This window comes from Mycobacterium sp., from assembly GCF_032159765.1.
Classification (GTDB): domain Bacteria; phylum Actinomycetota; class Actinomycetes; order Mycobacteriales; family Mycobacteriaceae; genus Mycobacterium.
In genome coordinates this window covers 1-11,856 of sequence record NZ_JAVHWM010000191.1, presented here as the reverse complement: position 1 = coordinate 11,856, position 11,856 = coordinate 1, and the positions used below count along the sequence as shown (strand labels likewise).

Here is an 11,856-nt window from a genome sequence, read left to right as displayed (position 1 = left end):
CACGGCATGATCGTGAGGTCGCGGCATCCGGTCGCGCCTGTGCTCGATCTGCTCCTGACCCGCCCGATCCTGCGCCGGGCAGACGTCGTGCTCTATCTGACGGACAAGGAGCGCGACGACCTGCTGGAGGTCGAGCCGGCGATCGCTGCTCAGGCGCTCCCGAACGGAGTTCCGGCGTCGCCTCCGCCGGCGAGCCACAATGACGGTGACGTGGAGGTCCTTTACCTGGCGCGGCTACATGAACGGAAAAGGCCGGCGTTGTTCGTCGAGACTGCGCGTGAGTTGTTGGCCGACGGTGTCGATGCGCGATTCACGCTGATCGGTCCCGACGGGGGAGAAGGCGCCACGGTTCGTGAAGCGATCGACCGGGACAACGACGCCGCGAAGTCGATCTTCTGGGAAGGGGCGCTGCCACCGGAGGAGACGGCCGACAGGATGGCGCAAGCAACAATCTATGTTCTGCCGTCCGTGGACGAGCCGTTCTCGATGTCGGTGCTCGAGGCGATGGCAGTCGGTTTGCCGGTGGTCATCACAGAAAGCTGCGGCCTCGCTGACACGGTGCGCACGCGCGGCTGCGGCATCGTCGTCGATCACAGTCAGGAAGCGCTGACCAATGCCGTCCGGCAGTTGATCGAAGACCCCATGCTGCGCAAGACCATGGGTGCTGCCGGGCGCAAGACCGCGCAGGAGGATTTCAGCATGGATGCGATCGGTCGTAGTTTGCTGACGGCCTACGGTGTCAGGTAGTGACGCCGGGTCGTTGAACTCGGCGCACGACAGGGCGATAATCCGGGCAGGGGGTATTTGGGTGAGGAGATCAGCGCATGACGCGCACACGCTTCGGTTCGATCGCAGCTGGAGGACTCAACTGGGATAGCTTGCCGTTGAAGCTGTTTGCCGGCGGCAACGCTAAGTTTTGGAATCCGGCCGACATCGACTTCTCTCGCGACCGGGCCGATTGGGAGTCGCTCTCCGACATGGACCGTGACTATGCGACCCGGCTGTGCGCGCAGTTCATCGCCGGGGAAGAGGCCGTGACGACAGACATTCAGCCGTTCATGAGCGCGATGCGGGCCGAAGGGCGGCTGGGCGATGAGATGTATCTGACGCAGTTCGCGTTCGAGGAAGCCAAGCACATGCAGGTGTTCCGGATGTGGCTCGATGCCGTCGGCATCACCGAGGACCTGCACAGCTACTTCGACGACCTTCCCGCGTACCGGCAGATCTTCTACGACGTGCTGCCGGACTCGCTCGACGCGCTGCTGACCGACCCCTCACCCGCGTCTCAGGTTCGCGCGTCTGTCGTGTACAACCACATCGTCGAGGGGATGCTGGCGCTCACGGGATACTATGCGTGGCACAAGATTTGCGTGGAACGCGGCATCCTGCCCGGCATGCAGGCACTCGTCCAGCACATCGGTGACGACGAGCGGCGCCACATGGCGTGGGGGACGTTCACGTGCAGGCGCCACGTCGCCGCCGACGACTCCAACTGGGGGGTCTTCGAAACGCGGATGAATGAGCTCATCCCGTTGGCGCTGAAACTCACCGAAGACGGTTTTGCGCTCTACGGCGAGCAGAAGCCGTTCGACCTCTCCGAAGACGAGTTCATACAGTACTCCGCCGACAAGGGAATGCGGCGATTCGGGACGATCTCCAGCGCCCGGGGGCGCCCAGTTGGCGAGATCGATCTCGACTACACGCCGCTGCAACTGGAGGACACATTCGCCGACGAGGACCGAAAGGCGCTCGCACACGCGTAGCATCGGCCGGCCAGCAGTCGTCGCCGACATTAACGTTACGTAGACGACACGCCGGGCGGCGTCGCCATAACGTGACACTCGCCGGGCGAACTCCCCTTTAGCGCGCGCCGCGCACCAGGCGACCGGGACGCGCCCCCGTATCGACGCCGTCGCGGCGGGTCACCGCACCGCTGACGATCGTGGCCGCATACCCGCTGGCGCCCTGGACGATTCGGCGTCCGCCCGCCGGGAGGTCGTAGGCCATACGCGGGCTGTGCAACCTCAACGCCTCCATGTCGATCACGTTGATGTCGGCCTTCTTGCCCACCTCGATCGTGCCGCGGTCGGTGAGCCCGAAGAGCTGCGCGGTGTCATGAGTTTGCTTGCGCACCAAGAACTCTAAAGGCAGCTTCTCGCCGCGGTGGCGATCCCGCGCCCAGTGGGTCAATAAGAAAGTGGGATAGGAAGCGTCGCAGATCATCCCGCAGTGGGCGCCGCCGTCGGACAAGCCCGATACCCCGGCTGGATGGGTCAGCATCTCCCGGATCGCGTCGTGGTTGCCGTATGAGTAGTTGTAAAACGGCAGCATCAGCATCGCGGTCGCGTCCGACTCCAGCATCAGGTCATACAACGTGGCCAACGGATCCTCGCCGCGTGCCTCCGCGATCGCAGCGACCGCGCCGTCGGGCGTCGGCTCGTAGTCAGGCACCTCGCCGAGCGGGTAGAGGCGTTTCAGCGAGTACTGCACGAGCGCGAACATGTTGTCGAACAACACCGTCGGATCGGGCGGCAGATCGTCCTCGGACAGAATCGCCGCCTTAACGGCCGGATCGGCGAGCCGCTGTGCCAGCTCCTCACGGCTGCACTGCGCTTTCAGAAGCCGGAACGTCGGGCGATGGGTGAACGCGTGATGCCCCTCGAAACCGAACAACATGCCAAACGGCCGGACCGCGATCTGCGGATACAGCCGGCTGCCCGACTGATGAGCGGCCGCTGAGATGTCCAGTTGTTCGCGCCAGAGGTCCGGCGCGGCATCGACCTGGATCATGCCAAAGGAGATGGGCCGGTCGATCTCGGCGCCGAGGCGCTCCATCCAGTCCAATTCCTTCTTGGGCGCAATGATGTCCTCGCCCGCAACTCCCTGCGGAGCAAGCTCGAAGACTGCCTGCCCGCCTGCCGCCATCGCCCGGCCCAGCCCAAACAGCTCGTCCTCGGCGGCATAGGTTCCGGGCACCGGCTCGCCGTCGATAGCCATGTGGCCGATCGTGCGCGACGTCGAGAAGCCGAGTGCCCCAGCCTCGATCGCCTCCTGGACGAGCCGGGCCATCGCGGCGATGTCCTCGGGTGTCGCCGGCTCGTTCTTGGCGCCGCGGTCTCCCATTGCGTACGCGCGGACCGCGCCGTGCGCCACCTGGCTGCCGACATCGATCGCAAACTTCTGCTTGCCGATCGCGTCGAGGTACTCGGGGTAGCTCTCCCAGCCCCACGTGATGCCCTCGGTGAGCGCGGTGCCGGGGATGTCCTCGACACCCTCCATCAGACCGATCAGCCAGTCCTCCGAGCCGGGCCGCACCGGCGCGAAGCCGACACCGCAGTTGCCGGTGACGACGGTCGTTACGCCGTGTCCGCTGGACGGCTCCAACAGGCTGTCCCAACTCACCTGACCGTCGTAGTGGGTATGGATGTCGACGAAGCCGGGCGCCACGAAGTGGCCTGTCGCGTCGATGGTTTCGGCTGCCTCGCCCGGTAGCGACGCATCGTCGGCGCCGCGGCGGCGAACCTCGACGATGCGACCGCCCTTGATGCCGACGTCGGCGCTGTAGCGATCCGAGCCGGTGCCGTCGATGACGGTGCCGCCGACGATCTTGAGGTCGAACATGGGGCCGCTCCTAACTGTCGCCTCTGAGCATCCTCTAAGACCGGCTAAGTATCAATCGCCAGATTCTGCATCCGCGCGCCACATGTTTGCCACGCTCGGGCGCGGGCATTCCATTCGTGGCGCGTTGGATTCGCGAGAAAGGGTGACATGCCGAATTCGTCGATCAAGAACGAGAAGATGTATCAAGACCTTCGCAAGGAAGGCAGCTCCAAGGAGAAGGCGGCAAGGATTTCCAACGCCGCAGCGGCTCGCGGAAAATCGTCGGTCGGCCGCAAGGGCGGAAAATCCGGTTCCTACAGCGACTGGACTGTAAGCGAGTTGAAGAAGCGGGCCAAGGAGCTGGGGATATCCGGCTATTCGGGCCTGACCAAAGACAAGCTCGTCGCCAAGCTACGTAACCACTAGGGGGATCGGCCATGGCATTCAAACTCACGTACCGCGACGGCGAAGCAGACGACTACGGCGACGACACCGCATGGGCAGTCGAAGACGGTGTGCTGAAGATGGGCCGCGAGGACGGCAATTGGACCGTCTTGGTTTCCCCATCCCACTGGGCAACCATCGAAGTTGGGTCCGACCACAAAGGTGATGACAAAGAGGACAAAAAGAAGAAGGACGACGAGAAGAAAGACAAAGAGGACAAAGACAAGAAGGACAAAGCCGAGAAGGATGACGACGACGACGAGTCGGACGGCGACGACAAAGACGACGACGAGGCCGACGACGAGGACAAGAAGAGCGACGAAGACGACGACTGAGCGCGCGCGGGACCGCAGCCGCTATTTCGCGATCTTCACTACGCGCTTGTTGTCGGCGATGTAGATGCCCGAGTTGTCCACGGCCACGCTCGTCGCCGACGTCAGCCCTTGGACGGGGATATCCGTCGGTGTGGAGGAACCGTTGGCGAACTTGGTCAGGGTGTAGACGGACGACGTCTTGCAGGGCCGGATCAGGCCTTCCTCCTGTGGTGGCGCGCAACTCTCGTAGAGGCTGTACCGATCGCCGTTGGTGTCGAATGCCATCGCAACCATTTGTTTCGTCGGGTTCGCCTCGTCCTGCTTTTCGAACACGCGCGGTTCCGTCGATCCGCTTTCTATGACGTTGATGTCGTGGTCGAAGCCGTCGGAGAAGTAGACGCCTCCCTTGTTGTCGGTCGCGAGAAAGTGTTCGTACTCCGGTTTCCCGATGACGTTCGGCGTCTTTTGCCCCTTCGGCAACAGCTGGATGTCTTTGTCGGTCAACACAGCAACGTCGCCCGTCGACGTCACCGCGATCCGTGAGGGACTTGCATCGCTGAGCGACTCGCCGAACGTGAACGGTAAGGGGACAGGGTCAGTCGAGCCGCTGGAGAACTGCACCGCTCGACTTGGGTGAATCGACAGAATGTATACCGTGCCGTCTGGCGCAGCAGCAATGCTGAGTGGAATTCCTACCTTGGCGCCGACGTCCTTTTGTGCGGTCGCGCCCGGTTCGACCAGCAACAGCCGGCCGGCGCCTCCCGCAGACGAATAGCCCTGGGTATCAACTTTGTTCCCCTTGCCCGTGTCAGCAATGTAGACGCCTTTGTCGGTCACCGCGACCGAGGAGACTACACCGTCAATGGTCACTGGTAGCTGACTCTGCGTGCCGGGCGCCTCGGTGGGCTTCGTGGTGGCCGACGCACTGCTAGCGCCCTTTTCGGCGCTGTTGTTGCATGCAGTGATCGGCACGAGCAACGTTGTGACGCAGAGAATCAGCGCGGCATGACGGGCTCTCACTTGGCGGTGACGGTTCATTAAGCTCCTAGTTCTACGAAGATTCAGGGCTGGGGGAACGGCGCAAAACGGTTGTTATAGCCGTCTTTTCGCGTCGCGAGCTGAGCTGCTCTCTGATCATCGGTCACAAAGACCGTCCCCGGCGGCAGGACTGACGGTAGCTGACTCAGCGACACCACTTGGGAACTCACGGTCGGCAACGTCGTGTTCTCAGGGTCGAGGTCCTGGAACCGGATCGAGATCGTGCCCTGGTTCAGCCCGCCCGTCGACACCCAGTTCGCCACATGCGGGTCGGTGGGCGAGATGACGATCGTGTACGTCCCGTCGCAGACATTGCCGACGCAATTCGGCAGCGCCTGCGCGCTGTTCAGGCTCGTTTGCTCGTCCCAGTAGTTGTTGGTGACCGTCCAGTCATTGGTCACAGGAACAGTGAAATACCCTGCGTTGCCGGGATTTATCGTGACGACGAGAGCCTGATCGTCGGCGAGCTGGAAATAGCCCGCACTCTGCAGCTGGGTGGCCAGGAACTCGGCGTTGCGGGTCGGGTTCGGCAATTCGTTGGCATCGCGCAACTTACCGGTCGTCGGATCGGTGGTGGCCACCGCGATGTACTTGGACTCCATCTGCAGCCCGAGAAGCATGACGACCGAGGTGACCGCTCCACGCAGAATCGGCGGCATGACGGGCAGCGGCGGCACCAGCGACACCAGCGTCGTCAACAACGGGTTGGCGACGACCGCGGGCCCGATCAATGGAATCGCGAAGCCGCCGAGTTGGCTGAAGAGGCTGTCGGGTGGACCGCTGACCCGTTCGATCGACAGGCTCATCGGATCCTGTGTGTTCCAGTCGGATAACGTGTTTCGCACTGCGATCAACGTGGAGTCGTTGGTCAGCTGGATGTGGTTCTTCTCGCCGACTGCGGTGGGCCTGCCGTCCACGGTGATGGTAAATGAGCCGTCAGGGCCGATATCGATGTCGTCAGGGGTCAGGACTGAGGCGGTGGTACCGGACAGCCCAGTGAGCACGCTGAAGGTCGTGTCGGCAGGCATCTCACCGGTGAAACGGCCAGTGAGCACATACGTCGAGGCGTTGTTGACACCCATGAAGCGGTAAATGGTGTCCGGGTTGTCGTACAGGATGCGTGAGCCTGCGACGTCCTGGCCGTACCAGTTGTGCGGCGGAGCCACCTGCATCACCACGGTCGGGTTGTTGGAGTCGAGGATCTGTTGCTGGAACGCCGCTCCCATCGCGTATTCGTCGACGGCCTCGGCCAGCGCGTCCTTGTTCTTCTGGTCCACCCCACCGACACGACTGAAGTTGCTGTTCGCGGTGCCGAGCCATCCCGCCTGAAGGACCAGCTTCATCAGCGCAACCGGGAGTGTGTTCGCGGTTTGCGTGGCGATTCGCTCGGCTTCCAGTTGTTGCTCGGTTCCGAGCGGGCTCACGGCCAGCGTCGCGACAGACGGGGACGCGGGTGCCTTCAAAGCAGCCGGAACAGACTGGACCGCAGCCGTTTTCAGCGCCGACGCGTCGACTTTCGACTGCTCCGCCGGCGCGGTCTTTACCTGTAACCGCTTGTCGTCGTGGGACAGCCGCGGCAGTTTCGCGGCTAGCGTGCCGAGAGACTTCATCGGGTCGGGTCTCGGCGCGCGAACGTCACCGCCGAGGGACGCGGGGGCACCGGCCGATGGGTTCGCACGCGTGTGCCGGGGCATCTTGGTCGGCGTGGTCGTATCGGGCTTTGCCGCTTCTGCGGCGGTCGCGGTGCCTTCCGATGCCGACGGGGTCGACGGGGATTTCGACGACGAGTCTGTCGGCTCCGCGCAGGCTATCGCCGGTGCGGCAATAGCGGCGCCGACGCCGAGGAACACGGCCAACGCGCCGATCCTGCCGACAAATCGTCCGCACTGTAGATGCTGCTTACGAGATGGCGTCGTTGCCACGGCGGGTCCTTCCACGAACACGGTGACGAGCACAGCTGTGCGCTCGCTGGGGAAACCGTAGTACGGGAAGCGGTTGAACCGATCCGCAATACGATGAGACGCCGAAGATTCCCGGAGGTATGCCAGCCAGTGAAGTGTTGCCTGTGATCCGTCGCCGACGGGTGCTCCAGCTCGCCGGTTCGGCTCTGCTCGCGACCGCCGTGGGCTGCACCTGCGACGGCAGCCGGGGACACAACCACGTCGCCGCGGAGAACAAGTTGCCGGGCACCGGCGCGTGGAAACTCACCAACCCCGCGACCCGACGCGAGATCGAGGGCTACGCCTCGGCGACGAGCGTCCGGCCCGGCGAGTCGATCGCGCTGCACGTCAGCACCGCGGCGCCCGCCTTCCGGGTCGAGGTCTTCCGGATGGGCTGGTATCACGGGCTGGGCGCTCGCCTGGTCGCAAGCCCGATGACGGTCCCCGGCGGCTTACGGGCCACGCCGCCACAGGACCCGGTGACGGGTCTCGTCAGCTGCGACTGGCCGGTCTCGTGCGTCGTCGCGACGGGCTCGTTGTGGGCGACGGGCGTGTACCTGGCCCGGCTGACGGCAGCCGACAGCGGCAAGCAGTCCTACGTCATCTTCGTCGTCCGCGACGACGCACACAGCCACGACATCCTGTTCCAGCTGCCGCTGACGACCTATCAGGCATACAACTACTGGGGCGGCAAATCGCTGTATCCGTGGGGCAGCGGGACGAAACTGCCGTGGGCCTCCGCGAGCGGGCGCCCCGCCGTGAAGGTCTCGTTCGACAGGCCCTTCGCCGCAAGCACCAGTCCCTGCGCCGCGACCGGCGTCGGTGCCGGTGACTTCCTCACGAATGTGCAGCCCGTCGCGTTCGGGTATCCCATCTCCACCGCGGGGTGGGACTACAACATGGTCCGATGGCTGGAGCGGGAGGGATACGACGTCGGGTACGCGACGAGCGTCGACACCCACGCGTCGGCTGGACTCCTGCGGACCCCGAAAGTCTTTGTGTCCCATGGGCATGACGAGTATTGGACGTGGCAGATGCGCGACAACGTGGAGGCTGCTCGCGACGCTGGGACCAATTTGGCCTTCTTCTCGGCGAACACCGCCTGCTGGCAGATCAGGCTGGAACCCAGCCCGTCAGGCGCGCCCAACCGCGTGATCGTCGGCTACAAGGACACTGCCGTCGACCCGTACTCGCGGCACAGCGACAGCCACCTCGTCACGACGCAGTTCCGGCTGGCGCCGGTGTCGCGGCCGGAGGAGCAGATGAAGGGAAGCCAGTACATCGTCGACCCGGTCGACGGCGACATGATCGTCACGAACGCGTCGCACTGGGTCTTCGGCGGCACCGGCCTGGCCAACGGGGGCCGGCTCGGGGGACTTCTCGGATATGAGGTCGACGGACGGTTCGGCGACGAGCCAGCGGACACGGTGACGCTGACGAGCACACCGGTGGTGAGGCAGCCGAACGGCCGGCCTGGGCAGCACGCGCAGATGACGTTCTACACGGCCGACGGCGGCGCGGGCGTGTTCAGCACCGGGACGATCCAGTGGAGCTGGGGTCTCGACGACTACAACGCGCCCTCGATCCGGACCTCGCGGGTGTGTCCGGCGGCCGCCACGATCACGCGGAACGTCTTCGGCCGTTTCGGGGCACGGCCCGGTTCCGATCCGCGAGTCTGAAGAACTTGCGAGGACACGCCGCAACGCTTCGCACAGATTTCAGTTTCGCGACCTTCTCGCTGAAGCGACGCGGCGTTTAGGCCGTCCCGTATGTGCCCGGCCAGTCGCAACCGGTCAGTTCGACGGAGAGCTCCCAGAGGCGACGGGCCAGCACCGGGTCGCACGCCTTTTTGGGAGGCTTCGTCACCCGTGGCTTGCCCCACTGTTTGTAGCGCGGTGCCAGATAGGTGCCGCTGGGCAGGTCAGTCGTTGCGGCCATGACGCTCGACCGCGCTGCGGTCTGGGCACTCTGCGGAAAGTCGTTCAGCCAACTCAGCCCGGATGACCATTTCAGGAAGCCCGTCTCGTACCGCACGATGTTGGTGTCCGCGCCGCCGGGATCGGCCGCGAGCGCGTGCACCCCGCGCCGCGCCAGCTCGCTGGTGAAAAGCAAAAGTGCCAGCTTGGATTGGCCGTAGGCCGCCCACTTCTTGTACTCGCGGGTATGCCAGTTGAGGTCGTCGATATCTACGCGGCCGAACAAGGCGTGCATGCTGACCACGGAGACCACGCGGCCCTTGATCTTGTCGCCGAGCAGGGACGTCAGCGCGAAGTGGCCGAGGTAGTTGGTGCCGAAGAGCGTCTCGAAGCCGTCCGGCGTGCGGGTCAGAGGCAGGCCCATTACGCCGGCGTTGTTGATGAGCACGTCGACGGTGTCGACTGAATCGGCGAACTTGCGCACACTGGCGAGGTCCGCCAGGTCGAGGTCCGCGACTTCCACTTCACCCGCGATTTCGGCGGCGGCCCGCTCTGCCTTCTCGCGCGTGCGAGCCGCGATCACCACGTGATGACCCGCGGCAGCCAGGGCGGTTGCGGTGCCCTTGCCGATACCGCTGCTGCCACCGGTGACGATGATCCTCATCCCGCAATCATGCGAAATTCGTCCCCGATCGCAAAATCGGGCGTGAGACGATCCAGGCATGGATGTCGGGTTACACGCGCTCGGCATCGGCACCGGCGCGGAACGTGCGGTGATCGACGCGGTCGCGAAAGCCGCCGAAGCGCACCGGTTTGCGACGCTGTGGGCGGGTGAGCACGTGGTGATGGTCGACGACCCGGCGTCGCGGTATCCGTATGCCGACGACGGCAAGATTGCGGTGCCGGCGATCGCGGACTGGCTTGACCCGATGATCTGCCTCAGTTTTGTCGCGGCCGCGACGACGACGATCCGGATCGCGACGGGTGTGCTGCTGCTGCCCGAACACAACGCGGTCCTCGTCGCGAAGCAGGTGGCAAGCCTCGACCGGCTCTGCGCTGGCCGACTCACGCTCGGCGTCGGAATCGGCTGGTCCAAGGAGGAATTCGACGCGCTCGGCGTGCCGTTCGCGAATCGCGGACGACGCACCGCTGAGTACGTCGACGCGATCAGGACGCTGTGGCGGCAGGACGTCGCGTCGTTCCACGGCAGCTTCGTCGGCTTCGACAACATCAGGGTAAACCCGAAGCCCAGTGGGTCCATACCAATTGTGTTGGGCGGCAACAGCGATGCAGCACTGCGCCGGCTGGTCGCCTGGGGGGACGGCTGGTACGGATTCAATCTCGACGATGTGGCGGCGGTCGGCGACAGGGTAGCGATGATCGAGGCGCTGTGCCGTGACGCGGGCCGTGATCGTGGCGAACTGCGGTTGGCCGTTGCGCTGAAGCAGCCGCAGCAGGCCGATGTTTCGGCGTTGGCCGCGCTGGGCATCGACGAGCTGGTCGTCGTCGAGGCGCCTCCCGGTGAAGCGGCGGACGTGCCTGACTGGGTGGCGGGGCTGGCGGACCGCTGGGTACGCAGTTGACCGCAGCATGGGCGGTCGCCGCGGCGGCGGTCTTCGTGTGGCTGGGCATGGTGGTGGCGATCTCGTTCATTGAGGCGCCGTTGAAGTTCCGTGCGCCGGGGGTCACGCTGCAGATCGGTCTCGGAATCGGCCGGCTGGTGTTCCGTGCGCTCAATGCGGCAGAGCTGGTTCTCGTCGTCGTCGTGGTGGTGGCGCTGTGGTTACAGCCCCCACCTGGACGCGTGGTCGGGTCGGTGTGCGTCGCGGCGGTTGCGCTGGCCATTCAGCTGCTGGCTGTGCGGCCGTGGTTGACCCGGCGGTCCAACACCGTGTTGGCTGGTGACAGCAGCCCACGGCGGTCGCATGCCCACGTCGTGTATGTCGGATTGGAACTGATCAAGGTCATCGCCCTGGCCTGCGCGGGCATCTTGCTCCTGGCCGCATGACGCATCGATGAGGAGGATCCGTGGAGTCAACCTTGACGTCGCTGTCGTTGACCGCAGTGGCCGACGAACAGCTTGCGCGCGCACGCCAATCGGACAGCGGACGGTCCGCACAGACGATCTACGGCGGCCACGAGCACTTCCTGCGCCAAACGGTGATCGCCGTGATCGCGGGCCGGGAGCTAGGGGAGCACTACGGCCCGGGTGAAGCGACGCTGCAGGTGCTCAGCGGCGAGGTGAAGGTCAGCGCGGGCAGTGAAAGCTGGGAGGGCGCCGTCGGGGACTTCCTCGTCATACCCGGTGTGCGACATAGCCTTGCGGCCGTTGAGGATTCGGTGGTGCTGCTGACGGTGCGCGCCGACAGCCGCGACGGGATCAAGTAGGAGGCGCTTCCGGCGGGCGTCAACAGGTTCTCGGCGAGCAACGGTTGTTGGCTGCGGGGGTTGGTCGCCGTTTTGTTCTGACGCTGAGTTGATGCTCCTATTTGTGTCAAGCGGCTTTGAGCCAGTTTCTGTAGGTGTCGGCGAAGCTGTCGTTGCGTTGTTGTCCGCGTTCGATGCGTGAGATGACGGTGGGCCAGACCTCGAAGTGATTGGCAG

General features: G+C 64.7%; 12 protein-coding genes. 8 read left to right on the top strand and 4 right to left on the bottom strand.

Translation table 11 applies throughout. The annotated features are described in order from the left end of the window. Together QOH60_RS24875 and QOH60_RS24870 are read left to right on the top strand one after the other, a co-directional pair. Positions 1-747, top strand: a 747-nt coding sequence (locus QOH60_RS24875) for a glycosyltransferase (protein ID WP_526424552.1), incomplete at its 5' end; no start/stop codon positions are given. A gap of 77 nt (positions 748-824) precedes the next feature. Continuing rightward, on the top strand, positions 825-1,763 hold the full coding sequence (locus QOH60_RS24870) for a R2-like ligand-binding oxidase (RefSeq protein WP_526424551.1): 939 nt from the start codon (positions 825-827) through the stop codon (positions 1,761-1,763). Positions 1,764-1,860: 97 nt separating this feature from the next. On the opposite strand, the gene QOH60_RS24865 is transcribed toward QOH60_RS24870, so the two are convergent. Continuing rightward, positions 1,861-3,621, bottom strand: a complete 1,761-nt coding sequence (locus tag QOH60_RS24865) for an N-acyl-D-amino-acid deacylase family protein (RefSeq protein WP_526424550.1) — start codon at positions 3,619-3,621, stop codon at positions 1,861-1,863. 147 nt (positions 3,622-3,768) lie between these two features. Here QOH60_RS24865 and QOH60_RS24860 point away from each other — a divergent pair, with 147 nt between their 5' ends. Continuing rightward, positions 3,769-4,026, top strand: a complete 258-nt coding sequence (locus QOH60_RS24860; protein WP_526424549.1) for a Rho termination factor N-terminal domain-containing protein — start codon at positions 3,769-3,771, stop codon at positions 4,024-4,026. 11 nt (positions 4,027-4,037) lie between these two features. Further along, positions 4,038-4,379, top strand: coding sequence for a hypothetical protein (locus QOH60_RS24855; RefSeq protein WP_526424548.1), 342 nt, complete (start codon positions 4,038-4,040; stop codon positions 4,377-4,379). 21 nt (positions 4,380-4,400) lie between these two features. Here the strand turns inward: QOH60_RS24855 and QOH60_RS24850 are convergent, their stop codons facing one another. Beyond that, positions 4,401-5,330, bottom strand: coding sequence for an NHL repeat-containing protein (locus QOH60_RS24850; protein WP_526424547.1), 930 nt, complete (start codon positions 5,328-5,330; stop codon positions 4,401-4,403). 89 nt (positions 5,331-5,419) lie between these two features. After that, positions 5,420-7,318: a hypothetical protein gene (locus QOH60_RS24845; protein WP_526424546.1), complete on the bottom strand. Its 1,899-nt coding sequence runs from the start codon at positions 7,316-7,318 to the stop codon at positions 5,420-5,422. Between the two features lie 119 nt (positions 7,319-7,437). On the opposite strand from QOH60_RS24845, the gene QOH60_RS24840 reads away from it, so the two are divergent. Beyond that, positions 7,438-9,015: a N,N-dimethylformamidase beta subunit family domain-containing protein gene (locus QOH60_RS24840; protein WP_526424545.1), complete on the top strand. Its 1,578-nt coding sequence runs from the start codon at positions 7,438-7,440 to the stop codon at positions 9,013-9,015. A 76-nt stretch (positions 9,016-9,091) separates the two neighbouring features. Here QOH60_RS24840 and QOH60_RS24835 read toward each other — a convergent pair whose 3' ends face one another. Then, a complete protein-coding gene (locus QOH60_RS24835; RefSeq protein ID WP_526424544.1) occupies positions 9,092-9,916 on the bottom strand; it encodes an SDR family NAD(P)-dependent oxidoreductase in 825 nt (274 codons plus the stop codon). A 58-nt stretch (positions 9,917-9,974) separates the two neighbouring features. Between QOH60_RS24835 and QOH60_RS24830 the strand changes: the two genes are divergently transcribed. Genes QOH60_RS24830 through QOH60_RS24820 form a run of 3 tightly spaced genes read left to right on the top strand, consistent with a single transcriptional unit; the run spans position 9,975 to position 11,640 of the window. Next, positions 9,975-10,835: an LLM class F420-dependent oxidoreductase gene (locus QOH60_RS24830; RefSeq protein ID WP_526424543.1), complete on the top strand. Its 861-nt coding sequence runs from the start codon at positions 9,975-9,977 to the stop codon at positions 10,833-10,835. 47 nt (positions 10,836-10,882) lie between these two features. Beyond that, positions 10,883-11,260, top strand: a complete 378-nt coding sequence (locus QOH60_RS24825) for a hypothetical protein (RefSeq protein WP_526424554.1) — start codon at positions 10,883-10,885, stop codon at positions 11,258-11,260. Between the two features lie 32 nt (positions 11,261-11,292). Then, entirely contained in the window at positions 11,293-11,640 is a 348-nt protein-coding gene (locus tag QOH60_RS24820; RefSeq protein WP_526424553.1) for a cupin domain-containing protein, read from the top strand. The last annotated feature ends 216 nt before the right edge of the window (positions 11,641-11,856 follow it).